Source organism: Pseudomonas sp. Root401 (assembly GCF_001425105.1).
Taxonomy (GTDB): domain Bacteria; phylum Pseudomonadota; class Gammaproteobacteria; order Pseudomonadales; family Pseudomonadaceae; genus Aquipseudomonas; species Aquipseudomonas brassicacearum.
On the sequence record NZ_LMDO01000034.1, the window covers coordinates 71,599 to 95,295 of the forward strand.

Consider the following 23,697-nt stretch of genomic DNA (forward strand, 5'->3'; position numbering starts at 1 on the left):
TGTCATCGGCATGCTTAGCCAAATAACGAAACTCGTCGGAAGCCAGGATGGGAAGTCGAAACCCGGAATGAGTTTAGGGCTGTCGAACCTCGATGTAAGCGAACACCTCGGTTCTCGGATGAGTGTTTGCTTTATCAAAGCGCTGGCCTTCGCGAACAGTGAACCAGTGGTCGGCGACACTGATTATGTAAGTTTTGGTCACGTCCAGAGTAGGCAGAAAACGCTTCAAGGTCACACGGTTTTCCGGTCGTGTCATGGGCGTTATTTGGAACCCCATATCATCACGGAGCATGCACCAAGCTGCTACGACATTCATGCCATTCACGCTATCCCAGCCTCGTCGCTGCGCAATGGACAGGACGGCTTGAAGATCCTCGCCGGTGGCAATGTGAATGGCGTATGGCACACAGTCGCTCATGACTACTTTTCCCGTTTATTCCAGAGCTTCGCCGGTTAGGTCGAAATACTGACTCGACAAGACCGCCATTTCAGTTCGCAGCTCGGCAACGTCTTCGTCACTGAGGTTGTTGCCATAGCCCGCCGCGACAGCCCGGTCACGCAACGTCGCATGCGCGCCTGCAAGGCGGTCAGCCTCGGCTTCCTGTTCCTGAGTCAACAAGTTGGTCATGGCGTTTTCCTTTTGGCCCCTCAACGTGCAATCTGCGAGAACACAATCGTTGACACAGCCAGAACCGCTAGGGCGGCAAGAAACTCGTACTGCGAGACCTTGTGGCGAATTGCTCGAACGCCAATCTGCTCGTGTTCCAACGGGGCCACTCTCCGCACATTTCTCATGTAGAGATAAGCGTGTCCATGGATCATGCCTATCCCAACCGCCACACAAAAGGGCAGAGTCCAAAGCAGTCTTTTGTAAAAGTATGCCGTGGCAACCTCATCGCTTGCGTTCATAGCAGAATCAAGGCCAAAGCCCAAGATTAGACTTGAGAGGAAGACTCCACCGCCTGCTACCGCGCAGGCGATAAGTGTCATTACGCTGAACTCGATCAGGGTGACTCTCGGAAAATCGGAAAACTTCATGTGGTAGCGCCCTTATCAGCGTTAGTTGGAGTCGGGCACGAACCCGCCGCCATTGCAGGTTTTACAAGCTGGTTCATAGCGCCACGGTGCGCGACCGTTGCAGGTAGGGTAACCGGTGAAGGGCGAGCAATTTACCCCACCTTCCACGCCTATGAAAATCCATGTGTGCTGGTTACCAGATGCCTTCGCCTGTCCGGTCTGAATGAAATACAAGGCGAAATTACGCATGAAGTCCCGAGCTTTATCGAGGGTTACCCCCTCAAGTAAGACTTCCCACTTACCACTGTCGGTAAGCACCTGAATCCCATGCGTACCTTTTTTGATGTTTTCGCTAAAGCAGATGGTCTTTCCGCTTCGTTCACGGGCGGCGCCGGTCAACTCTGCGTCAGCCATAACGCTAGCCACCTCCGCCTCAAAAGCTTCATCGGCAACATAGAGTTTTTTCGAAAGCTCAATCGCGGCGCTAACGTCACCACTCTCTTCAACAACTACACACTGTTCTGGGCTTTTGTAACCACGATTTACGAAGTTACGCGCTTTTCGAGCGGTGCTGTGTTCAACCACGTCGATACAGGTGCCATTGAAGTACACATAGAAGCTTGCCATGTCAGGATTTCCTAGAAAATAGTGAGTGTTGCGATCTGTGGAGCGCTGTGGTTTCGTCTCACACTTCTCAAGTGGACTTAATTTCAGTGAAGAAGCCTTCGGACACCAGTTCTGCGTAGGCGACTTTGAGCATTTCCTTGTGACCTTCGATGCTTTCTTCCTCATCCATCTGGTCGTAGCCAGTCAGCACGTCATACCAGTTGAAGAAAGCATCGAAGTTGGAGAACTCCCGGCAGTTTTCATCGGCATCGCGGCGAATTGCCGTTTTCACCCCTTCGAGCGCAGTTTGAGCGTGCCAGCTGCTGATCAGGGGCTTTGCCTCAAAATGCGACTCGTCCTGCTTTGTCGCTGTATGGAACGCTGTGAGGTCTACGAGGCCAGCATCAACAGACTGGTAGGAGTTGGGGACTTCCGCGCCGAAAAAGCTCCACACGATGGCGTACAGGTAACCGATCTGGGGATTCGTGCAGTAGTAAGGCGGGAACGGTACGGCTTGACTGTCCGTCGGCGCCGGCAATGTCACAACCCAGCGCCCATCACCGACGTCCTGAGCGCTGATGCGCAGCTTCAACACTAGCGGCCAGACCTGGGCGATATTCTTCTCGGGCTCAAAATATTGGCCCTTGTACGTCACCCCCGCGTGCTCCCAGTCGTCGAACGGGAAGAACAGGTCTTCACCTTCCGTAGCGCCAAGAGTCAGCGACACGTACAGGTTCAGCAGTTGGCCGTTCAGCTCCATGGTTTTCATTCTGGGGTTCCTTTCTGGGCATCTGTTTGGGATGTGCCCAGTATCAAGGAGCCCTTGCTGTGTCATCGCTGTGCAGCGGGCAATCGAGAAGATCCTCAATCCCCAAGATGGGTGCCCATAATTCCGTGGCGCGTTGGGGCTGACGCAAGCAGGGGCCGCTGGATGGGAAACCCGCCCATCCCGCGCTCAGCGCCTACCCTGGGTAGCGAGAATTTTGCTATTCAAACTCAACGCCCAGCTCATCGCAGCACTGCTCGCATAGCCCGCCGCCTTCCTGCTCGCTGTACTGCAACTCACTAACCTCATGCCACCAACCGCAGTGGACACACAACTCGGTATCTACATCCAGTAGGTCAGCTTCGAGTCGAGTTTCGTCAACATCATTGCCCAATTCGAGTTCTTCGACAGCGGCACCAATCTGCTTGCAGGTGCCCCGCAGGTGTTCACCCAATTGCTCAAGCTGTTCGCGGGTAAGCATGGTTGAACCTCGTCAGTCTGGTTTTCGGACAATGATCATTCCGTCATCCAGGCGCATCGCATTTACGGGCGTTGCTTCACTGGGCTGGATGAACTTCATGCGTGGGAGGCCGTAGGGGTGCGTATTCAGCTGGATCGTAGCAAAGCCCCCGCGTTGCAAAAGCTCGGTCGCGAGCCGATCACTCTCAGCTCGACTGCCTTCTTCGCGAGCGACTTTGCAGGCCAACTCTATCTGCCGGTCTACCTCGGCTTGAGTGAATAGACCCAGCGCAGAACGTATCTTGCTGGCTATCTGTTGGAGCATTGCTCGGTTCCTTGATCAGCAACGGGGCATAGGTTTGTAGTTCGCGCCAAGCTTCGAACGCGCTGTAGGCCAGGGCGCGGTCGTCGTTCAGCGTGTCGGTGTAGCCGTATTCGGTTTCACGGACGATGGGCACGATTTTGTACTCCGTGCGCAGGATAACGCCACCGAAACCGCGTGGCTGTATGACGCGCACGGCCTCGACCGGCTTCCCAATCTCGGGTTTGGCTTCATCCATGATCGTGAAACCATCGGCCTTGTACCGTGCCTCGCGCTCCAGCTGATATTCGGTTTTCATACGCATGGTTGCTCTCCTTCTAGGGCTTTGCTGGTGACTGCCGGCGCCAACATGGTTGTGATTCGGTGTGCCAGGGCGTGGCGAATACGTTGAGGGGATTGCTCGGGGCGCTGGAGTACGCGGCGAGCGTGCAGCAGATGCTCAACGTTCTCCCGGCTAATCGACACGCTGCCTTGGGTTGCAGAGACGGTGGTGCTGTCATGCACCTCAATCAGCGCAGCCAGCAGCTCGATTGATATGTTCGTTTGGCTTGCGCCTACTGACGCTGCGTGCGGAATCACTTCGCGCAGTCCTTGAAGTTCGGCGGCAAAATCTTGGATCGATGCGGTTGTGGTCACAGTCTTCTCCTACGGCTTACGGGGACGGTGCTTGGTGCTGGCGCTCGCCAGTTTCAAATGTTGGGTTTGAGGATCAGGCCGCTGCCCAGCAGCACGCCATACGCCACCAGAACGGCTGGCTCGTATGCGGTAATGTCGGGGCCGTTATCATCGATATGGCCGGCGCATCCAGCGGCCCAAACCGCCATGAAGCTTTCGAACGTGTGCGAGGTCAGTGGCTGCTGAGCCAGCAACTCGCACGAACGGGCGAGCATCTGGGAAAGGGATGGGGCATCAAACGCTTTGCCATGCACCAGACCCATGTGCGTGATCACTGCCTTGTAGCTTGCCTCGTAGTCGGTGCCAGCCTGATTCTGCTCATGAACCTCACCTGCTTTTGTTTCGGCGGCTGGCGCTTGATCGTCGCCGGCATCCTCGAATCCAAAGAGCGAACCTTGGATTTCCCCCGCTGGTGCGGGCACCGCGATGGCCAAAGCATCGGCCTGCTCGCCGTGAATACCTGCAAGCTTAGTGTTCAGGTGCGCGATGATGGCATGTGGATCGTTGAGGATCGGCTGCAACCCATGGCGCGTCAGTTGGGTGCTGACTCGAAGCATGCGATCCCAGTCGCTGTGCGACCCCTTGAACAATTGCACTGTGCCCAACCCAAGCAAATAGTGGATGGCAGCGTTCGGAGTGTCGTTAAGCCGCTGGCTGTCCAGCACGCGGTCGAACTCGAACTCCATGAACAGGGCAAGGCCCTCGTCGTCAATGTCGTACTCGTTGCCCACCTGGACGTTCGTTAGGTACTGGCCATCGCGATTGACAATCAGGTCTTCGCAATCTGCCGCAGCCGCGTCAACGTCACGCAGACCGCTGAATATGCCGTTGAACTGGGCGTCGGCGAATGGAACTCGACCACGGAAAGCCACGTCTTTCTCGGTGTAATCGGGTATCGATTCCAAGTCTGGGATTCGGAAGCGCTCGCCTTCGGTGTAAACCGAGCGATAGAGCTTCATCGCAGTCCACGCGGGCTGATAGCCATACCGCCCCCAATTCAACTCGATAGCCATGATCTGTTTGAGGCTCAACAGTTTGAAGCGCGGTGCGATGCCGAGACGACGGGCCTCGATCTGCTCGTCAGCCTGGATGCTGAGGACGATCCCCAGCAGCTGCCGGGTGTACTGCGGGCCGTAGGCGTTAGGGGTAACTGTAATCCAACCATCTTCGCCCACGTCACGCGCCAGCCAAGCCCGCGCCGATGGGTTGAAGTGCATCTTGATCATAAACGAGCGCAGGTCATTCAGTGGCTTCATCCACGCATACTCGCCGCTCTCAGCAGCGATGAGCGATTCAGCCGAGGTGTCGCGGGATACGCGGGCGCACGTCCAGCAACCTGTTCTCGCATTGCACGGAGCCTTGCTCTGCTCTTTACCGGCGATGTAGGCATTGACCATACAGTCCCCGCCGTTGAGGTCGCGGTACAACTCGACCAACTGGTTGAAGTTGTCGTAGGTCTCGATCTTTTCCGAACGCACGTAGCCGATGAACTCGAACACGTCGAACTGCGAGAAATTGGCGATAGGGCTGAGTACCAACTGACCGTCTTCCATCACGTCCACCGCGTCCACGGCACTCTCTCCACGGTCAGCCATCGCACGACCGCGAGTCGCCGATTCGTCGAAGCGGGTGCCGATCAGCGACACGATCTGAACGGCCTTGGCCTTTACGCCGGTCTCTGCCGCAATGTGCTTGCGCACCTGTCGCTTGAGTTTGTCCAGTGGGTAGGCCTTGGTCATTTGCTGGCATTTGGTGTTGTTACCCACGCTCATGATGGTACGACCACCAATCACCGAGACGAGGTAGTCCATGCTCAGCCCCGGCGAAGCCAGCCAGACTCGCATCGGTATACCGCTGACCTCCGCATATTCATTCATGCGCTTGATCATCAGCTTGTTGTAAGCCGTGACCACCGGATTTTCCATGAGGGTGTCTGAGTGACAGATATTCAAGGTCGGAACACTCACGCCCTCGGCGATCAGCTCACGCATAGCAATCAGCGCTATGGACAGTGTTACAGATGAGTCCTTCCCACCGCTCCAGGCCACGGAAAGGTGACGGCCAGCCAGTACCTGCGCTTTGATGGCCTGTACCGCGATGGCAACCTTCTCCATCATGGATAGTTCCAGGATGGGCGCCGGGGCGGCGTTTTCAAAGGTGACAGTCTCGGTAACGTCCAAGAGTGCGATGGTCTGTTGCATGCCCATGTCGGTGAGTCCGTGGCTTGATTTCGATGTAGCCATCATCAGGGTGAAAAGGCTGTGTCACCGCCAAGGGTGCAAATCCCAAACAACTGCTCAAACCCCATACATGGAAGTGAGCAACACCCTAAGTCCGAGAGTAGGCTCCGACCCGAAAAGGGTTCTGGGCGACCTGACTCCCTGACATGGGAAACGGGAATGACCGCGGCATGGGTACAAGCTATCGATCTAGGGTTTGAGGAACATCCCAACCCTGAACATTTATGCCGTGTGCGTGAACGGGGCGAGTGGGTGAGGAAGGCAATGGTGAGCGTCTGCATGGATTGTGCGGCTGCCTACTGTGAAGCAGCCAACCGGGAACAGCGGCCTCTTCCGAGCGGCACCTTTTCAGCGACGGCCATCTTCCCAGCGCTTGTTACGGGAATGCAGTCAAGTCGCGCCCAAGCCCAGTCATGGGAACCGAGACCTGCAAGCGCAGCTCCGATTGCGGAGGGTGCTCGCAATCGGAGGAAGTCTTAGACGTTGGAAGGCGCTGGCGCTGGCGCTGCGCTGGGTGTCAGCGGCGTGAAGCTGGGGCAACTGTAGTTCGGCCCGGTCTTTAGCGCGGTTTGCAGGCCGTAGTCATCATGAACGTGCGCAATGATCTGGCAACCGGTGGTGCTGGCCACCGCCTCACCCTGGATCGTGTCAATGAAGTCGCAATTACCGCCTGAATCCCACCAGCGGCAAGTCTGGCAGACGCGCTTCGTCTTTGTTGCCGCTGTCTCGCGGGCCACTAAAAGCTCATCGAGCAGTGAGCCTACACCGGAGTGACTGAATGGCCCCAGCATGCTGGTAGCATCACACCAGCAGTCTGGCTCACCTTGAACGCCCTCACTCAGGTACTGCCAGCCATCGGCAGTTTTGCGCAGCTCCACCTCACCGACCTGCAATGTTGGGCAATCACTCATCTGCGTTGCCCCCAGCAATGGCAACTTCGGCGGAGCGGCTTGAGCAGATCAACTCAGCTGGCACGCTCACCATTGGCCCGCGAACGAACGCAATGATTGCGCGGCAAGCGGCAACCATAACGCCGTGACTTGTCTGGTAGGTCGTATCGCTTCGTCCGCAATGCGCGCTCCCCCAGAAATTGCCGTCGCCTAGACCAGATTCATGATTTCCCAAGACAATGGGATATTTCAGGATCAGCGGGCCGAGTTGGCTCCAGTTGGTGGAAGGGCTGTAGGTGAGCGTAGCTCGCGGGCCAGTATAGCCAGGGCCAATCTTGCACTTCACGCCATGCAGTTCGTCATGCCATACCCAGTAGCCGCCGTTCGCAGTGCGACCGAACGCCATTGGATCGTGACGGATGGGCAGCTCTTCGATGGTGGCCATCACCCAGTCCAGCGCAGCATCGATCAGGCTGCCTACTTGTACTTCAACCATTGCCATCGGTGTGTTCCTTGCTCCAGTGATGTGCCTATTGTCAGGCCATGGAGCGTGTGTCACCGAGCTGTAGTGCCGTCACACGGGAATGCTGAAAACCCAAACTAGGTTGTCAGGGCGAGGAAGAAGTAGGCATGCCCAGCCATGGTTGGGATTGCCGTACACGCGGCATTGTTATGCCCCCGCAAGACAGGGTTACCTGCAACCTTGCTTCGTTATACTTGCTTGTGAGAGTCCGACTAAGGTCAGAATTCCAGCCATGACGCCGTGGGCATTGCAAATGCTGCTACGGCACACTCAAACCAAATGCAAAGGCGCAGTCGTGAACTCAGGACAGAAAAGAGGACTTTTCGCAGCATCGATAGCGATATCAATTTGTGTGGCTACAGTTTCACTGGCGGTCACCTGGAGCAACCACTTAGCCATCGTTGCACTGAAAACCGAACAAGACCGGCTTGATCAGGAAAGACTGAGGTCAGAGATAGCCCTCATGTCGAGAGCCTTTTTCAGCAGCATGAAACTTGCTGACTCTAAGGGTGGGCCTGATCTGACTGATGAGCAGTGGCGTGCGCGAGTCAGAGAATTCGCTAAGGCCTCGTGCAGTGGCTTTGAGCAAGGCTACGCAGAGGCCGACAAAAGCAGAGCCAAGCCGGAAGATATAGCGATTTTTAACCCCATGATTATTGCGTGTGCTGGAATTCAAAAGGCTCAGGACAACTGATCAATTCCCAGATGATAACCAGCTGCGAGGCACAAATTCCTAGCAGCATTCTCAGCTCCCTATTCTGGGGTTTTAGAAGCTGCTGCTACCCCAGGGCTGCGCTGGGAAGTGCCGCTCTCTTCAATAACGGTAATGGACGTGAAACTCGGTGCCATCCAGCGAGCCGCAGCCTACCGCTGCGGCCAGAACGTCATCGACGTAGAAGTGCAGGTAGTGTGCTCTGTGACGCTCAGGCACGACGCTGGGCATTCGGGAAAACGGTGTAGGCGCTCACTACTGGCTTGCCTCTGAGTCGCTAGGCACCAGGGTGCAGGCACTGGCTATCATGAAGCCCACGCCAGCTATTTTGTGTTCGTGCTTCGGCCCAAAGGACTGGAGGTGAGCACGGACGCAATTGTTCAGCGCCTCGGGCGTGAAGCCTTCATTGAACTCAATGGTGCCGGGCGGCAGTTTGGTGCCGTAGAAAATGGCGGAAGCCAGTTCGGTGTAAATGTTCCCGTTCTTGAATTCATCAGGAATGTCAGCCCATGCCGGCAACAGTCTTTCAGTGGAGAAAGCCACTTCCGGCTTCGTGATGGACGCGATCTGCTCAGGGGTGAGGGAGTAAGCCATGCTCAGTCTCGGTTCCCATTTTGGGTATGTGTATTTAGACAGTGGCCTGTGCTGAGGCCGGTTCGACAAGTGTACCTGTAGAACCGGCCCCCATTGCGTCAAGCCCGCTTAAGTTGGTGACCTTGACGGCTCACCAACGGTAATGGACGTGAAACTCTGTGCCATCCAGCGAGCCGCAACCTACCGCTGCCGCCAGAACGTCATCGATGTAGAAGTGCAGGTAGTGCGCTCGGGTGTGCTCTGTGACCTCCAGGCGGCGCAGCTGGGCGACCGTGATAGGTGAATCCACCTCGACCGCCGCAAAGTAGGCCGACTCTCCCTTGCAGTGCCAAGGTCGGTTTATGGCGGAGATATGCGCTCCGTCTGGACATAGGGGGGCAAGATGTAGAGCAATCCATTCCCGGATCGCATCGGCGCTGATGGCAGTGACAGTCGTTGTCGTGATCTTGCTTGTCACCATCACGCTGCCTCGCTCGACTCAGCGCACGCAGCAGGATTTTTCCAGCGGATTGCCTCAGCAATCAAAACCTCGAATTGGAATCCAGGATCGGTGCTTACCTTCACGGTGTCGCCACGATTGTGTGCGATAGCCAACGTGTAAGCGTCGGCCTGTTCTTTTTCCAGTAGCGAAAAGTACGCCTCGGGTTTGATGTTCGGGTTCAGGTGGTCATCGGCCAACAGCGAGCTGCCGCCGTGGTTGTGGCTCAGCCCGAATGTCATAGCGACATACATTGGCTCGCCGGCAGTGCGGTGCAGCTGACCGTCGATGATGAGCCAGTCGGTAGAACATGCCTGTAGGTGAGCTGCGATACCATCTTTGCCCTCGTGTGCGCCGACGTAGATCCCAAAATGGGTGTTCGAGAGCATGGCGCTGTCGGTGATCAGGTTCAGCTCAGTTGGCATTACCGGGTAGCGCACTGCGCGGCGGCGTGAGCAGCCATGTACTGGCACGTCGGCCCATAGGCGCCCATCGAACCAGCGGTAGGAGACTGCCTCCATGTAGTTGCCGGACGCAAAGTCCATTTCAGCGCCGAGAATCGCTACCGGTGCCTGCTCGCTGGTCACCTCACGGATCGACATGACTGCAACGCCGTCATCGAAACGCTGTGCGCGAGGCTTACGGCAGCGTGGGGGGATGACCTGGGCGACGTAGCTGTAATTGATAGTGCATTGCATGATGAGGCTCCGGTAGGGCTCGCCGGGCGGTGCCCAGCGCATTCGATACGCCCACTATCCACGCCCGATTGTTGTGTCATCGGTACACAGGCGCTCATCCCAAAAAATCCCCAGTTCACAGGTTCGGGTCGCAGGCGCGGTGGTAGTGATGCATTGACCAGACGGGGAGGGGCGTAGCGTGCTCTCAGGCTGCTCAGGGGTGAGCTGACACGGAACAGCGAGGTCTAGATCCGTTGTGTTGGAATAACCCCGACGCGGAGTGGGGGCAGCTGCGTGGAACCGCCTGCCGCCCCTAGGAGATTGTCATTGATCCCTGAAACCCACATCCGCCGCTGCGGCGTTGCGGGTCAGGGTTTAACTAGACGGGTGTCCAGACCGAAGCGCTCTTGCGCGATTAGCCGGTAGTGGCCTTCTGCAAGGTCACAGCTGACCAGCAAGTTCCATGAATGGCGGGTGACTGCGGAAGGGATCAGCACAAAGGGATGCTGCGCCAGCAAGGCGTCAGCAAACTTCTGTTGGTTCGGTGACGCGCTGGCGCTCGACAGCCACACCGGGTTCGGTACGTCCTCTGGCTGCACAACGTGAATCAACGACGGATCGAGAACTTCGAAACAGGTCAGGACGTGCGGCACGGTGTCCAGGGCATCAAAGCCAGAATGCACTGCTACTTCGAGGATGGCGGTCGATGGGTCAGCAGATGCGTAAACGACGTTACGCCCAGCAGGGTTCCACCGGCCACCTATCTTGTGCGCACCGATGCCGCTATCCCATGTGTCTTTGAATTCCTCGCGGTCGAGGCGCCAAGCGTGCCAAGAACCTGACCATGGCAAAGGGTTCATTGGTATACGCCATATCGGATGCGCTCAAGGTAATCCTCGACGGCCTGAAACCCGACAGGGTTGTCGATCACGTCTAGGGGTACGGTGCCATCCAAATACTTGCAGGGGCGACCCAGCCATTCCTCTGCCAGCTTTTGAGAGCCAAACACGTTGATGGCATGCTCAAGCACCTTGGCATACTGGAATGCTACGGCGCTCTGTTGGGAATTGAGTTGGGCCGGCTGCTTGGCGCCTTGGCGCTGGAGCGTCCTGATCGACTTTCCAACGATGCGGCTCATGATTTTGTTGGTAGCAAACAACTCAGAGAGCGAAAGCATGTCCTGTACGTCTTTCAGGGCAAAGCCTTTGTTGGTGAGCTGGTAGAGCATCACCGGGCTGAGTTGGCCCATGTCGATGCGCAGCAGGTACTCGGTAGGCCTGCGGGCGGCTGGGGCTTTGTTGGTACGGGCTTCTGCGGTAAGCATGGGGTTATCCTCCATGTGCGACATATGACGCCAGTGTAGCGCCAATTGTCGCGTTTCGCACGACGAAGCGTTGAACGGTTGCTGAATCATGCGAATGCAGTGCCTCCAGCCAACTCACGCCCGGCATCGATGGCGGCATCAGCTTGCCGGGTTGTGAGGTCGAAGCTCAGAGCGATGGTACGAGCGCCGTCACCACAAAAGGTTTGGCGGTAGGCGTCCAGGCAGACGCCTGCGCCGTAGTTCAATACTGCTCGCTTAGCCTTGGCCGTCATGTTGGAAGGCCCGGTGCCAGTACCCTTGTCGTCGCTATGCGACAGCAATACCTGATCCCCCTCAACCAGCAGCACCCCAGCTTTCGGGTGCCGCGTCATGTACTGGTTTGATTCCTTAATCCCGGACTCGGTGTTTGGGAACTGAGCAACCACAAGGTAGCTCCGTCCTAGGTGTTGCACAAACTTCGGCTCGGGGGTTGGCATCGCTCATTCTCCACGTTGGTTTCGATGTGGTGATCATGAGGGGGAATGCGCTGTGTCATCGTTTCGACGTGAATATGCCCGATTCCCATTGCAGGGATCGAGAATGGGCGTGGGGCGAGAACGTGTCTTTGCTGGGGAGGCGCGGCTGGGTGGGTGACTCATTACTCGAAGCGCCAGCGTGAAAGCTGGCGCTCGTCCAAGAATCAAGCCCGCCCGGCTTTGTAATAACCGTCGGCCCACGCAGCTGAGTTCTTTAGCCCCATGCAGGCAAGACACTTATCAGCTGCCTTCCAGCCATACAGCCACTTCTTGAGCACGTCGAACGACATGTGAGGCTCAACGTCAGGGGCCTTTGCTACCACCGCCTGCAACTGGCGCAGGTTGGCGATTTCAGCCGCAACGCTGCAATCCATGCTGTCGAGGTAGTCTTCAACAAACGGGTTGCCGCTGTTGATGATGCCGGCCTCAAGCTGCTTAGCCATTTGGACGATGTAGCCATTTCGAATCCTGGTGCTCATTGAGGTTTCTCCGAAGGCTCAGCCGGCGAGGGCGGCGCAGCTGCGCACAAAGTGATGAGGGTCGTTGATGAGGGCGTTGCGAGCTTGCTCGTCACAGATGCCCCAGTGGTCATTGGCGACCTTGCACCGCCCGATGCGATCCAGCGTTTTTAGGTCGGCAGCGGTGATGCTTCCATTGCTGGCCAGTGCATCGACACGTGCCTTGCGCTCGGCATAGATGACTTTCGCTTCTTGGGGAGACGGTTGGCGGCGCTTGTTCATGACTGTCTCGCTAATCAGCGGGTGACGGCGCGAATTACGCCGGTAGGGGTTTCGTAACGGGCAAGATCGGCGCCGGGCGCTACCATGACGCCATTGCCCACGTCGGCCAACTCGCGAGCCTCGTAAACTGCATAGGCCTCAGTGGCAACGTCCTTCTGAAAGTACGTTTGCCCGTCGCGCTCGATTAAAACTCTGTACATGGTCAACCCTTCTCTCACTGGGGAGTCGTCTTTGAGAGGGGAAGTTTACGAAGGGGAACCCTGTGTCATCGCCCGCTTGCTGGCGCTGACTTGAAATGCTCAAACCCCAAAATGGGAGAGTGGGTGCGGAGCGACAGGCCAACTCCAAGACACATCCAACTCGCGACCCACTAAGCTGCCTCTTTGCCGCTGTAAGCAGGGCAGATCGGCGAAGCGCGTGAACGGGGTATTGGCGATGCCAGTGTGTTTGCCGACTGCTAAGCCGCCGTTCGCTCCCATGCTCCCGGCATGCAGTGTGCTCACTGATCAGGCGCTCGGAAGCGGTTATTAGAAATGACTCCGGCTGAGCAGGGTAGAGCCACAAATTGCAGTGGCCTGGGGTGTGTCAATGGCTGAGGGCTGGTGCCGAGAACACATGCTCGGCTCCTACGATGGGAATTTGAATACATCGTTCGGCTGCGGGGCCTTCGGGGCTCAGGCGTGCGCTGCACAATGCTCGGAATTGCTGCGCCAGCTCCGGGATAGTGCCCGGTTCTGCGTCATTGGCGGCAAGCGCTGGCGCTTAGGCTGTCCCTGTTGTGGCGATGATGATTGGCCAAGATGCCGAGTGTGCATCATCAGCCGAATCACAGCCACGCCCCACGCCGAGCGCTGTGGCGATCTGTGCCGAGAGTTCGCTGCCAAGCTCGATCAGCCTTGGGTCGTGCAGGATCGCTCCATCGCTGCTCGGGTGAGCCTTCCGGTAGAGGTAACCAAGCGGATTACGAACCAACCCACATCCTGACTTGCCATCTGTGGACTCCAGGGCGACACATGGCCCGGTGTGGCAGTCCAAATATTCGCTTGCCAGATCGCAGGGCTCGACGGTGCAGCAGTAACCACAGCCATTGCAAGGTTGGCCGAACTGGGGTTTGCGCTGTGAAAGCGGCATTGAATTCATCACTTGAACCTCACCTGCGCCATTCTGAGAGACCTCGATCACCGCTGGGTCATCCCTTTGATGGCATCGGCAGCGTCGTACAGCCCCAAGCGGTTGGCGAAGGTGTGTAGGTCAGCCAACTGGTTACGGTTGGAGTCTTGGCGTTGCGGTTGCTGAGGGATGCCGGAAAGTATCTTGCTCAGATGCTGTGGCATGCTCCGGTCTGATGGCGCGTCGTCGATCCGCTGACCGGCCCGGTTGAACACAGCATGCGGCTCCACGTCGAAATCATGTTCGTCCTGGGCGCGACACTGAGCGCAGGTGGCGCTCCGATCCCCATTGGGATCGTCGTCCAGGAGGCAAAGCTCCGTCCCGCAGTCGATGCAGTTACCACGGTCATCGGTCATCACTACTACCTCTGAGATTTGTTGGTCGCCCATGATAGGCCCGAACAGGCCTGTGTCACCTTCGGGTGCTTTCTCGGCAGGCCAGATTCTCGCCCTTCAACATCGGTATTGAGAAACGGGCACGCTTAAATCCGAATGCCGGCAGCGAGGTCTGCCGCCGATCACCGCGCTGGACTATCTGCATCCACTTCGGGGGAAAGTGCGGGGGGGAGGCGTTAAAATCACCATCCATGGGCGCTATGTGCTTGCGCCGTCACTCCCGCCTCCAGGAACCCAATCCGAAATGCTCCATGCTGTCATGCACCATTCGAACTCACAAAAGCCGTACTGTCTGCTTACCGTGATCACGGTCATGGCTTTGGCTGCATCCATCCACGGTACGGATAAGGCAGTAATGGAAACTGGTTACCGGATGCTCGGGAAGATGAAACCGCAATACGTGAAGGTCATCCTCGACATTATCAACTCCCCATCACCCTTGAAGCACATGAACGCCTTCGTGGCCAGCCTGCCTGACCGAATCCTCACAATGAAGGTGCCGCATCCTGCGCTGCCGATGCTTGACGCCGGCTAACTGAGCGGAAAATCCTCAAGTCAGATTATTGGGGGCTGAGATAAGTGTAAGCGCTGTGGTCTCCACCCACACAGCCGCTCGCAACCAATCTACAAACGCTTGCACGTCCTGGCCACTGTGCTCTTGCAGCTTCCCCATCCGCCCATCAAATTCGCAGAAGACAAACGCATCCCCTTCATAGGGGCCATCCTGAAAGTAGTCGCTACCTGAGTTGTCGGGATCAAGCATCTGCTCAATGTGCCGCCCATGCAGATCATCTAGATACTGGTCGGTACGCCAGCCACGGGGAAGTCGCAGGGCCTCGCCCAGTTTCTTCGTCAGCCCGAAGTAGTCCGCTTCGCCATTCTCCAATATCCCGATCATCATCCAGTACAGTCGTCCAAGGGTTGGGTGAGTGGTGCTCATCACTACGTTCAGGATGAGCGCGGGCTCGGAAGCTTGGCTGCTCTTCCATTCAGCGTGAAGCATCCAATTACGGAACTCATCAGGGGTTTGCCCGCTACGCTCCTGAAGTGACAGGAGTGTCCCGTGATACCCAACATGGGATTCGGTAGCTTGGGCTCCAGCGTGCCAACATTCTGAGCCCTTGCGCTGGGGGTTGAATACTTCGCTTAGATGATCACTGTGGAGCCGTGCCAAAGCTGAGTCCGCGCCCCAGTCACCGGGCAGCCGCAGCGCAAACCCAGGATTGGTCGTAAAGCCTATGAAGTCTGCCTCATGGTATCGGTCAGTTCGCTTGCTATGGCGCCAGTAGAGTGTTCCGAGTTGTGGGTGGCTGGCGCTGATAGTCACTTCTGGACGCATTGGGTGATCCACAATACTGGGGCTTGCCGAATAGCCAGCTTATTTTTGACGCAGGTGCGCTGCTGGCGGAAATGTCCATGGTTGGTTTGCGAGTCATCCTGCCTTGGCTGTTAACCCTGGACGCTCTTGGCTTATAGAGCCGGGTTCGCAGCGGTATGCTTGAATGGAGTTACGCATTGCCTCGTACTCTGGAAGCCGGGTATGGGCTTTCACCCACCTCAGCACCCTCTCGCTTTCTGCCTCACCATGCAGTGCTCTGATTGAGGTTAAGGCTTTGCTTTTGCACTCCATAGTGGCAAGCGGCCCAATTAGCTTGCGAGCGTCATGGCAGCGTTGCCTGAGCCGCCAACCTTGCTGGCGCTCACCCTGGCTATACGCCCGGTTCATTTGGCGGGTTAGTTCGAACAGGTGGTGGCGGGCAGACCTGAGTCGTGTCTGTTGACTGATATTCGCTCTACCACTCTCAATGCCCCAGCTGGTCGCCTGTAACAGACCTGCAAGGGCAAATTCCTGTTCCAGTGGCTGACTGTAAGGCACCGCCGCCCATTCGACGATCTGCTGGGCTTTGATGAACGTGCGTTGGTAGTCAAGCAGCCCGTCCACGGCGCTTTCTCCACGCAACCTTTCGAAGGACTCTACGACAAGGTACTCGAACTTGATGTTCACCCGGTCGGAGGCTTCGTACTTTAGGAAACGGGTTGTCACCTCTATTTCCTTCTGCATAGCTGCGTCCCCGTCGTTCTTGGCGGCGTCGAGGGCTTGCTTGTACTTCTCCATAGCAGCTGCGATGCGCCCCAGAACAACTGCGTGCCAAGGGCTCTTGAGCATGAACTGAAAGGCTGGTGCTTCGTCCTTGAATGCCTCAAAAGGCTGCGTGCTGGCCATAAGGTTTCGTCCAGGTGTGAGCGAAGCCTGATTCTATGAACGAGCTGCTGATCACTGCCACTCAACCCGCATCACTTACTCCTAGGTCGCATCTAACGTTGGGAACCGAGGGATGCGCTCTTTTGACCACGCGGTGTCATAGGGTGGGCGCTGTAGCGGAGCACCGGTTAGGGGGCGAAGATGACGCCCCCCGATGGGATTACATGCCAGCCGCGTTCAGCAGCGGATTACTGGAGTTGCCGCCACCACCGTTGGTCTTGTAGGCATCGAGCAGCTTGCCTGCCTTGTTCCATTCGAACACAGCGGATTCAGCCTTGTTTTTGCCAACAAAGGGGATCGCGGTAATCAGGTTGTACTGGTACTGCCAGATTTCTTTACCCGCGACTTCGCTTTTCGAGCTGGGATAGCCAATGGCGCTCACAACCTGGCTCTGGGTCGCCTTGGAGTCTTTCAGTGCCTGCACCTTTTCAGGGGCAACGTAAGTGCCGGTCTCGTAATCCAGAGGGCTACGACCGTTAGCGCAGCCGGTCAGCATAGAGACGGCCAGCACTGCTGCGGCCAGTAGGGTTGCCTTCTTCATTTCACTTCCTTTCTGTCAGTACATACCGCCATCAGCGGCTTAAAGTTCTTGGCCTCAAGGCCAGCGGCCAAGATGGGTGTCGCGGCCCTGGCGCTGCCGTGATGGCGATACCTGGGCATGACTGCTGGCTAGTCTGGGACTGGTGGCACGATACAGCTCTTTGCCCGAGGCTGCTCCCGCCGCCGTAATTATGCTCGCCTGCCATGATTTGGATTGAGGGTCGCCATCAGGGGCACCGTGAACAGACCATCGCGGTTGGCTCAGCGGGGTTGGTGCATAGCCTTGTCATTGATGCGCCGGAACAGATTTGATGCTCAGAATTGACGCATGAGTGCGCGCCTGATGCGATTTTGTGAGTCATGAGTGCGCTGCATATTGCACAGCCTCATGTTTTGGCTCAAAGCGTCGAAGCGCGGCCAAACCAGAAGGGTCTGTAAGAGGCGGTAGTAACGCTCTTGGGCTGCTGCTGCCGTGAGGCAGGCGCAGCGCCCGGAGCCCTCGTTCAGCTTGCCAGCGCAGTCTGCAAGGGCACGTCGTGCGAAAGCGGGCATCGCTGGCCATACGACCACATGGAGAGCACCCGGAATGTCTGCATGCCCGGAGTGTGGTGGATGACCACATACCAGCCGGACGGTTGGTGGCACACGCCACGGAAGCAATGCTCGTTGTTCCAGTCAGCCAACTCCTGGCTGCCAAAATAGAACGAGCGAGTTGTAGGCCTCTCAGCGATAGCAGTGATTTCATTTGGCGTCATGGTCTTGGCCTTGGGCGTTGAAGTTGATGCGATCAGGGTAGGTGTTTGCAGGTCGTGTCATCGAGGCACGCTGCATCGTGGCTTCAATTGCTCACACCCCAAAAATGGAATCGAGCCGGGCTATTTTTTGCCGGCTATCAATGAGGACTTCCGATTCAGTGCCCTTTGCAAACCCACTATCAGGATATGAGGGCACCGCATGTGCCTATTGCGTATGGCATTGATACCGAATCCCAAGCACGGGGATGACGGCTAGTGAGGGTTTTATGAACGAATCGGCCTGCTTTTCCGACCTGAGCCTCTACGAACTCGACCGCTTCCAATGGCTGGAAGCGAATCAGGGGAATATTCAAGGGTTCACCACCGAACGCGGTAAGGTACTTGCCGAGCATGCAGGGAGCATGGAATCGCTCAAGGCACACCAGATCATCCCTGGGTACATCAACGCGTTGCTGCTGAACAATGACAACCGGCAGTCGCTAGGGCAGAGCCTAAGCACTTACAAACTCACCACCTCGTGGATCACAGGGCAAGTGATTGAGGAAGCTCGCTCGTATGTAATGAGCCTGTTCAACGTGATCCTGAATGAGGTGAAGGTCTACACGATTGATGAGACTGTCATGCCTGCAACGAGCCACGGGGTCGTCTATAGCAACGGAACCCGTAAGCACGTCATCGCGGCGCCACGAATGTCCTTCGACCCCTATGGTGTGATGGTGCGCCAGTTTGCCATCGCGGCACACTACACATTGATGCGTGGGAAGCCTGGGCTCGCTGCAATGATGAGCGACGACCTCACCCAAGCAATGGTCGGCCAGTATGCAATGCTCAGATTCGCAGCTGATGAACCGGAAAAGTGCTCCGTTATGCGTCATCTGCATTTGCTCGTCGGATGGGAGTTCGCCAAAGGGCTTTCTCGAACCCCAGAATTCCCTTTGGGATTCATCACCTCAGACCTGGGTGAGCAGTTGATGCATGCCTACGGTACTGGGATGTTCAAGGCCCTTGTTACCGAGCAGTACGAGAGCGCGAGCAACGGTCAGGCCATGTGGTTCGGTAGCTGTAATTTCACTGGGACAGCGATGGCTCTGAGCTTTCTGGGTGATGATTATGGTATGGCTCGATTCATGGAAATCGACACGGGTGATCGGAAGCTCGCGGACAAGCTCATGGAAGCGTTCCCCGGCCTGGGCATGAATGATTTCGAGGTCATGCAGGAAGGGTTCAACGCTCGGCTGTCGTCGATCATCCGTTCAGTAAGCGAAAGCGAGCCTGTCGCCAGCGCTGTCTAAGCTCACTGTGAATCGGCCGCGACAGGCGCGGCCACTCCTACTTATCTGGGAGGCAGGCTGAAATAACCTCTCCTGTGGTTTCTTCCCTTGTTGCAGTGCAGCCAGCTGGGCAAGCACCTCTCGTATGCCCTGTCGCAGTACCACTGCTGTAGCTCCGTATCGACCAGCATAAGCCCGCATTGCAAGTTCCCATTCCGGGACTTGGTGCTTCGCCGTGGTCAGATCGAATTGCTCAGGCCTGAGACTCGGAAATCGCATTGCAGGATAGGAGTTAAAAGGGGAGGGCAGAGCCCTAGGCAGAAATGCTGGCCATGGCGTCTGCGACAGTCCGAAAGCGACCTACCGGTGATGCATGGCGAACGCCATCACGCACCGCGATCAACCAGTATTCCTGTGTGGATGCAGCTGTCACGCATAAGCCAGTCCAACTGGCCGGCAGCGTGCGCCCATCGCGATCAACAACACGGTCTATCTGTCCAGATTTAGACATGCACGCGTAGGGCATATCGAGTGGATTTAGACGCGGTAGTGGCGTATGCCTGCAAACCGCATGGGAGCGATGCATAAGGGTTTACCTCAGATGTAGGGGGACGCCCTAGGGCGCGGTACGTGACGCACTGGGCAGATATAGGGTTCCGAAAACCGTCAGGCACTTACTTTCATTCTGCCGGCGTGTAGGCCGTAGGTGGTGCGTTAAGCGAGACCGGTAATTATGTCGGGCGGGTATCACCGTCTCCATAGATTCAAAGGCTGCCCATAAAAAATCGTCGCACCCCAAATTGGGAAGCCAGACCATGACGAGCCTCGTCTCCCATGTTCTGTTTTCGTGCAGCGCCTGCAAGATGGGGTGCCCCATGCGGCACTGAAACGCCTCCTGCACCGATCCCTGCAATCATCAGGCAGATTCCTCGAAAACGGCATCCGAGTCGGTGCCGGTTCCGAACCGCTGGAGCTGAGAAGATTGTCAAAGTTGTGCTTGGGAAGCCGGTTCTGAAATCCGTGCGTAGGAGCCCGGCTCGCGCTTCCAAATCTGGGAATCGACGCCTCGCACCGCGAGCCAGGAAGTGGAGTTTGTCGTCTCCGATTCTGGCGACCGAGGCTGAGTGTCGTGCCTTTTTTAGAGGGCGAGATTCACGGTTTTGCAGAAAAAAACAAAGCCGGAATCCCCCATCCTTGAACAACACTTTGCGAGGGTGTAGGCAACACGGTGTGACCAAGCAGAATCACGCCTGAAATCGGGACATGTTCTCTTAGGCGGCAGACAATAGAAGTGTCTTTACTACTGCCACGGTTGCCCCATGCCTAATAGTCACAACAGGGTCACAGACTGCACTCCAATCGTGATGTATCTCCGCGCCGACGATTGCGCCGCAACGAGTACAGCGGAGTATTTAGCTGGGCTTGGAATGCAGGTTGCTGAGGCTGATCTTGCAGGTGCCAGCTTTCAGCGAGCGGTGAGTGTCGCCGAAGTACCAGTGCTGCTGATGGGGCACCAAGTTCTGGACTGGCCGGTATCGTTCTCGACCCTATGTGGGCAGCTCGAAACTGGGGGCGAAGACAGGCTTATCATCGTTATGACTAATCGGCACATTACATTCAGTGAGAGGCACAGACTTTCTGCCCTGGGGAACGTCAGGATTACTAGCGTACAGGAGGACAGTAAGAGGGTTCGTGACATGATCCGAGATTGGATGCGTGACAGGACAATGCTTGGTTACCGCGTGCTGCTGGTCGAGGACAGCAAGACAGACGCGTACTTGGCCACCAAATACATGGCTGAGGTTGGGGTTGACGTTTTGCATATTCGCAGTGCTATGGAAGTGCTCGATGCAATCGAGGACTTCCAGCCTGACCTTATCATTAGTGACTTGCACATGCCTGATTGTGAAGGTGACCAGATGGCGCGAATCATCAGGCAGGACAGGGATGCAACCATGCCTATCATCTTCCTCTCCGCCGAAGGTAACAGCGAGAAGCAATTACTGGCTCTAGCTGCCGGCGCAGATGGCTTCATTCGCAAACCCTTGCACAAAGAGCCATTCATCAAGGTACTCAAGTCCACTATCCGTCGATCAGTCGCTCTTGAGAACAGAATGCGTCGTGATCCGCTTACAAACCTGCTGAACCGAGCGCAGTTCGATACCAATCTTCGACGTATGGCAGAGCGAGGTGAACAATGCGCACTGGCGGTTCTGGACATTGACCATTTTAAATCTGTCAATGACTTGCACGGGCATCCAGTCGGCGATCAGGTGATCTGCCGGCTAGCCAAGTTGTTGGAGGACGGAGTTCGAAGCACGGACTTTGTGGGGCGTATGGGGGGGGAAGAATTTGCGCTTCTTATGCCTTCGTGCGATATGGAAAATGCATTGGCCGTGCTCAACAGGCTGCGCGTCCAGTTCAGCGATCAACAATTTCGCCCAGAAAGTGGGAATCCTTTCTGCTGTGCATTCAGTGCAGGACTTGTGACGCTCGGCGCTGACTATCACCTTTCATACAAGGCCGCAGACGACGCTCTCTACGAGTCAAAAAAAGAAGGGCGCAACCGAGTTACGGTGCGCCCCTCGTTAGCCTAGTGAGTTTCAGGCTGTGATGGTTGAAAAACCAACATCTTCCTCGTTAGCCGCATCGCCTTTCTCGCGTGAGCGCACGGATGCATGGGATGGCTGAGGTGCGTTTTGATTCGTAGTGCGATCAGATGACTCTTGATCCACATGGGCCTGTTCAAAAGTACCTTCCAGCGTTACCTCATCATGTTCATCGTGAGTCAGAAGCGCTTTCCTCAAAATCTCGTCATCATCAAACCGTGCAACCGGGAAACCGTCCGGCATTTCAACTCGATCCAAATGACCCCGAATGTCGCCGTAGGTTAGAACGCTACGGGTGCGCATCAGCTTAACCAACTCAATGAGAACCTTCTGGTTGACGAGACATGCTGCATGACAGCGGTCGTACACGCTACGGCGCAGCATGGTGATTCGTGACGCCTTAATTTGGGCTTCATGAATATTGGCCGGCGTAGCATTGAAAGTCCTGTCATGCCCGAGCATCAGGTACTTCGCTGCCAGTTCATCAAAAGAGGTCAGATCATCCAGAGCTGCTTGGCTAGATGAACCAGTCAGCACCTGCTCAGCAGCCGACCCCATCATGAGCATATGCAGACGCCAGTACATGAAGTCGGCTGTCCAAACCAGGTTGGTGTTGCTGTACACCTTGGCAACACGATTGTTTACATCCAGTTCAAGGCTAAACGTGTCGTCGAACAACACGTTCGATCCCGCATAGCCGATAGCACGACCGGCTTGGTGTGCCAGTAGCCGAGTAAGATCGGCAACAGTCACTTGAAAAGTAGGCATTTGCGCAACCGACTGTTTTATGCCGGCGACAGCCGTGAGGGCCTGACTGTTGGTGGCGTCAGGAACATCAGGCGTTTTAGATGGGAAGGCGATGTAGGAACCCGCAACGACCAGAGCTAAGGCGCCGACTCCTGTGGCAACTAAGCCAACATTCCCTGCCACATACTCCGCTGCCGGTGCCCAGCTGATGTAGCAAAGGAAGGATAGGCAGGTGATAGCCCAGCTGAGATTCAGTGCTGAAACTACCCCCTTACCTACCGCTCGTGCTACATCCCCAGACTGCGCGACCACGATCTCACGCACCAGCAAGAGGGTGGCGATGACCAGAGAAAGCAAAATCGCTGCGGTGCAGGCGCTGGCTACTTCGTCGCTGGGTTTGGAGCCATAGCTGTAAACGGCAAGCACATACAGGCCCAGAAATCCCACGTTGAGCAAGCAAGGTACTGCCCACTGTGGGAGTAACGTTCCCGCATCCTTTAGATTGTGCAATCTCATAGTCTCACCGCTTCGTTACAGGGATTGGAGGCCGGGATTGGCCGCTTGGGTGGCGCTGGTGTCAGGCGAGTGGATTTGCTGCTCGGCTGCTTGGGCTTGCGTTTTGTGTTGAGCAGGTGCCGGGGTAGGGGCGGGCTGCGGCGCTGGCGCCTCTTTGACAGGTGGCTTGCTGTTGCTAGCAGTGGACGGTTTTACCGCTGCCTGGGTCTGCTCTTGACGGGGCTGTTGTGCATCTTTACCACCTTTACCGCCGTTGCCGGCATTGTTCTGTGGCTTCTGAGGTTGCCGTGTCTTCGCTTGCGCGTTTCGCGCCGAAGGCTGACCAGTAGCTTTACTGGCAGCATCACCGTTTGGTTGAGAATTCCGTGACAGCGTTGGGCGTTCAGCGCGGGGGGCGCGGCGTTGACTGCTGTTGCGGTTAGTCGCCTCGATTTCCTTCTCGACCTGCGTCAATTCCGATTCCAAAGCGCTCAGAGCGGCTTGCAGCCGATCCATAGCGCGACGGCCTGCATCGCGGACTGCTGGAGTGGCCATCGCGATCTGAATCGAGCGCTGTTCGAGCCGAGAAATACGAACGGTGTTTTGAACCATGCGGGCGCTGGACTCGCCAGTGATGGTGATATTCCGAGTCGGCAGGTTCGGGTTGAACTGATTGGATTGAGTGCTTGCTTCAGCCATGGATCGACTTCCTTACGTGTTATTGAGAGTTTCCGAGAGTCCGCAGCAACGTCCACGTACTCACTTCGTCCGTGCAGCTTTGGAAGAAGCGGGACAAGTCGCGGCTGTGTTTCATAAGGGATGCGGTGTCATCGGTTACCACTGCCCCCCAGGCGTCCACCCAAAAGAGGTGAGCCACTTTGTATGGCATGTAGCAGACCTCTACATGCCGATAG

General features: G+C 56.5%; 32 protein-coding genes. 4 read left to right on the forward strand and 28 right to left on the reverse strand.

From position 1 onward, the window contains the following. Positions 1-73: 73 nt before the first annotated feature. The 11 genes from ASC85_RS21940 to ASC85_RS21990 all read right to left on the reverse strand — a co-directional run bounded on the left by ASC85_RS21940 (position 74) and on the right by ASC85_RS21990 (position 7,477). Positions 74-418 (reverse strand): hypothetical protein, encoded by a 345-nt coding sequence (locus ASC85_RS21940; RefSeq protein ID WP_057451305.1) that lies wholly within the window; start codon positions 416-418, stop codon positions 74-76. A 15-nt stretch (positions 419-433) separates the two neighbouring features. Next, a complete protein-coding gene (locus ASC85_RS21945) occupies positions 434-628 on the reverse strand; it encodes a hypothetical protein (protein ID WP_057451306.1) in 195 nt (64 codons plus the stop codon). Between the two features lie 20 nt (positions 629-648). Then, on the reverse strand, positions 649-1,038 hold the full coding sequence (locus ASC85_RS21950; protein WP_057451307.1) for a hypothetical protein: 390 nt from the start codon (positions 1,036-1,038) through the stop codon (positions 649-651). Positions 1,039-1,059: 21 nt separating this feature from the next. Then, the gene (locus ASC85_RS21955) at positions 1,060-1,644 is read right to left on the reverse strand and encodes a hypothetical protein (RefSeq protein WP_057451308.1); all 585 of its coding nucleotides are present in this window, start codon (positions 1,642-1,644) and stop codon (positions 1,060-1,062) included. Positions 1,645-1,711: 67 nt separating this feature from the next. Beyond that, complete coding sequence (locus ASC85_RS21960) at positions 1,712-2,392, reverse strand: hypothetical protein (protein WP_057451309.1); 681 nt, start codon at positions 2,390-2,392, stop codon at positions 1,712-1,714. A gap of 217 nt (positions 2,393-2,609) precedes the next feature. Then, positions 2,610-2,870 carry a hypothetical protein gene (locus ASC85_RS21965; protein WP_057451310.1) on the reverse strand — a complete coding sequence of 87 codons (261 nt, stop codon included), beginning with the start codon at positions 2,868-2,870 and terminating at the stop codon, positions 2,610-2,612. A gap of 184 nt (positions 2,871-3,054) precedes the next feature. Further along, the gene (locus tag ASC85_RS32745) at positions 3,055-3,474 is read right to left on the reverse strand and encodes a hypothetical protein (protein ID WP_177343177.1); all 420 of its coding nucleotides are present in this window, start codon (positions 3,472-3,474) and stop codon (positions 3,055-3,057) included. Then, on the reverse strand, positions 3,465-3,806 hold the full coding sequence (locus ASC85_RS21975) for a hypothetical protein (protein WP_057451311.1): 342 nt from the start codon (positions 3,804-3,806) through the stop codon (positions 3,465-3,467). The genes ASC85_RS32745 and ASC85_RS21975 overlap by 10 nt, the downstream gene beginning before the upstream one ends. Before the next feature lie 53 nt (positions 3,807-3,859). Next, positions 3,860-6,052 carry a phosphoadenosine phosphosulfate reductase domain-containing protein gene (locus ASC85_RS21980; RefSeq protein WP_057451312.1) on the reverse strand — a complete coding sequence of 731 codons (2,193 nt, stop codon included), beginning with the start codon at positions 6,050-6,052 and terminating at the stop codon, positions 3,860-3,862. A 509-nt stretch (positions 6,053-6,561) separates the two neighbouring features. Then, the gene (locus tag ASC85_RS21985; RefSeq protein ID WP_156395680.1) at positions 6,562-6,996 is read right to left on the reverse strand and encodes a hypothetical protein; all 435 of its coding nucleotides are present in this window, start codon (positions 6,994-6,996) and stop codon (positions 6,562-6,564) included. Beyond that, positions 6,989-7,477, reverse strand: coding sequence for a phage protein NinX family protein (locus ASC85_RS21990; RefSeq protein ID WP_057451314.1), 489 nt, complete (start codon positions 7,475-7,477; stop codon positions 6,989-6,991). Before ASC85_RS21990 ends, ASC85_RS21985 begins: the two co-directional genes overlap by 8 nt. Before the next feature lie 316 nt (positions 7,478-7,793). On the opposite strand from ASC85_RS21990, the gene ASC85_RS32245 reads away from it, so the two are divergent. Next, positions 7,794-8,192: a hypothetical protein gene (locus tag ASC85_RS32245; protein ID WP_236712388.1), complete on the forward strand. Its 399-nt coding sequence runs from the start codon at positions 7,794-7,796 to the stop codon at positions 8,190-8,192. A 273-nt stretch (positions 8,193-8,465) separates the two neighbouring features. On the opposite strand, the gene ASC85_RS22000 is transcribed toward ASC85_RS32245, so the two are convergent. From ASC85_RS22000 to ASC85_RS22045, 11 genes are all read right to left on the reverse strand, one after another. Further along, positions 8,466-8,804 (reverse strand): hypothetical protein, encoded by a 339-nt coding sequence (locus tag ASC85_RS22000; protein WP_057451316.1) that lies wholly within the window; start codon positions 8,802-8,804, stop codon positions 8,466-8,468. Between the two features lie 130 nt (positions 8,805-8,934). Continuing rightward, positions 8,935-9,093, reverse strand: a complete 159-nt coding sequence (locus tag ASC85_RS32250) for a hypothetical protein (RefSeq protein WP_156395681.1) — start codon at positions 9,091-9,093, stop codon at positions 8,935-8,937. 170 nt (positions 9,094-9,263) lie between these two features. Beyond that, entirely contained in the window at positions 9,264-9,980 is a 717-nt protein-coding gene (locus tag ASC85_RS22010) for a hypothetical protein (RefSeq protein WP_057451318.1), read from the reverse strand. 347 nt (positions 9,981-10,327) lie between these two features. After that, on the reverse strand, positions 10,328-10,819 hold the full coding sequence (locus tag ASC85_RS22015; RefSeq protein WP_057451319.1) for an RES family NAD+ phosphorylase: 492 nt from the start codon (positions 10,817-10,819) through the stop codon (positions 10,328-10,330). Beyond that, positions 10,816-11,283: an antitoxin Xre/MbcA/ParS toxin-binding domain-containing protein gene (locus ASC85_RS22020; RefSeq protein ID WP_057451320.1), complete on the reverse strand. Its 468-nt coding sequence runs from the start codon at positions 11,281-11,283 to the stop codon at positions 10,816-10,818. The genes ASC85_RS22015 and ASC85_RS22020 overlap by 4 nt, the downstream gene beginning before the upstream one ends. An 86-nt stretch (positions 11,284-11,369) precedes the next feature. Then, positions 11,370-11,708, reverse strand: a complete 339-nt coding sequence (locus tag ASC85_RS22025; protein ID WP_156395682.1) for a hypothetical protein — start codon at positions 11,706-11,708, stop codon at positions 11,370-11,372. 254 nt (positions 11,709-11,962) lie between these two features. After that, positions 11,963-12,277, reverse strand: a complete 315-nt coding sequence (locus ASC85_RS22030) for a hypothetical protein (RefSeq protein WP_057451322.1) — start codon at positions 12,275-12,277, stop codon at positions 11,963-11,965. A gap of 18 nt (positions 12,278-12,295) precedes the next feature. Beyond that, positions 12,296-12,538 (reverse strand): hypothetical protein, encoded by a 243-nt coding sequence (locus ASC85_RS22035; protein ID WP_057451323.1) that lies wholly within the window; start codon positions 12,536-12,538, stop codon positions 12,296-12,298. A 14-nt stretch (positions 12,539-12,552) separates the two neighbouring features. Continuing rightward, a complete protein-coding gene (locus ASC85_RS22040; RefSeq protein WP_057451324.1) occupies positions 12,553-12,738 on the reverse strand; it encodes a hypothetical protein in 186 nt (61 codons plus the stop codon). A gap of 562 nt (positions 12,739-13,300) precedes the next feature. Beyond that, the gene (locus ASC85_RS32255; protein WP_156395683.1) at positions 13,301-13,720 is read right to left on the reverse strand and encodes a hypothetical protein; all 420 of its coding nucleotides are present in this window, start codon (positions 13,718-13,720) and stop codon (positions 13,301-13,303) included. Next, complete coding sequence (locus tag ASC85_RS22045) at positions 13,717-14,064, reverse strand: hypothetical protein (RefSeq protein WP_057451528.1); 348 nt, start codon at positions 14,062-14,064, stop codon at positions 13,717-13,719. Before ASC85_RS22045 ends, ASC85_RS32255 begins: the two co-directional genes overlap by 4 nt. A gap of 283 nt (positions 14,065-14,347) precedes the next feature. On the opposite strand from ASC85_RS22045, the gene ASC85_RS22050 reads away from it, so the two are divergent. Then, positions 14,348-14,638 (forward strand): DUF7740 domain-containing protein, encoded by a 291-nt coding sequence (locus ASC85_RS22050; protein WP_057451325.1) that lies wholly within the window; start codon positions 14,348-14,350, stop codon positions 14,636-14,638. A gap of 15 nt (positions 14,639-14,653) precedes the next feature. On the opposite strand, the gene ASC85_RS22055 is transcribed toward ASC85_RS22050, so the two are convergent. The 4 genes from ASC85_RS22055 to ASC85_RS32260 form a co-directional block, all read right to left on the reverse strand. Next, entirely contained in the window at positions 14,654-15,442 is a 789-nt protein-coding gene (locus ASC85_RS22055) for a hypothetical protein (protein ID WP_057451326.1), read from the reverse strand. Positions 15,443-15,535: 93 nt separating this feature from the next. Beyond that, positions 15,536-16,327: a hypothetical protein gene (locus tag ASC85_RS22060; RefSeq protein WP_057451327.1), complete on the reverse strand. Its 792-nt coding sequence runs from the start codon at positions 16,325-16,327 to the stop codon at positions 15,536-15,538. A gap of 199 nt (positions 16,328-16,526) precedes the next feature. Then, positions 16,527-16,907, reverse strand: a complete 381-nt coding sequence (locus ASC85_RS22065) for a hypothetical protein (protein ID WP_057451328.1) — start codon at positions 16,905-16,907, stop codon at positions 16,527-16,529. A 502-nt stretch (positions 16,908-17,409) separates the two neighbouring features. Next, a complete protein-coding gene (locus ASC85_RS32260) occupies positions 17,410-17,661 on the reverse strand; it encodes a hypothetical protein (protein WP_133125549.1) in 252 nt (83 codons plus the stop codon). A 266-nt stretch (positions 17,662-17,927) separates the two neighbouring features. Between ASC85_RS32260 and ASC85_RS22070 the strand changes: the two genes are divergently transcribed. Continuing rightward, positions 17,928-18,953 (forward strand): hypothetical protein, encoded by a 1,026-nt coding sequence (locus ASC85_RS22070; protein WP_057451329.1) that lies wholly within the window; start codon positions 17,928-17,930, stop codon positions 18,951-18,953. A 1,298-nt stretch (positions 18,954-20,251) separates the two neighbouring features. Continuing rightward, the gene (locus tag ASC85_RS22075) at positions 20,252-21,529 is read left to right on the forward strand and encodes a GGDEF domain-containing protein (protein WP_082534436.1); all 1,278 of its coding nucleotides are present in this window, start codon (positions 20,252-20,254) and stop codon (positions 21,527-21,529) included. Positions 21,530-21,535: 6 nt separating this feature from the next. Here the strand turns inward: ASC85_RS22075 and ASC85_RS22080 are convergent, their stop codons facing one another. Both ASC85_RS22080 and ASC85_RS22085 read right to left on the reverse strand, forming a co-directional pair. Further along, positions 21,536-22,744, reverse strand: a complete 1,209-nt coding sequence (locus tag ASC85_RS22080) for a hypothetical protein (RefSeq protein WP_116893011.1) — start codon at positions 22,742-22,744, stop codon at positions 21,536-21,538. 75 nt (positions 22,745-22,819) lie between these two features. Continuing rightward, positions 22,820-23,482, reverse strand: a complete 663-nt coding sequence (locus tag ASC85_RS22085; RefSeq protein WP_057451332.1) for a hypothetical protein — start codon at positions 23,480-23,482, stop codon at positions 22,820-22,822. Positions 23,483-23,697: the final 215 nt, after the last annotated feature.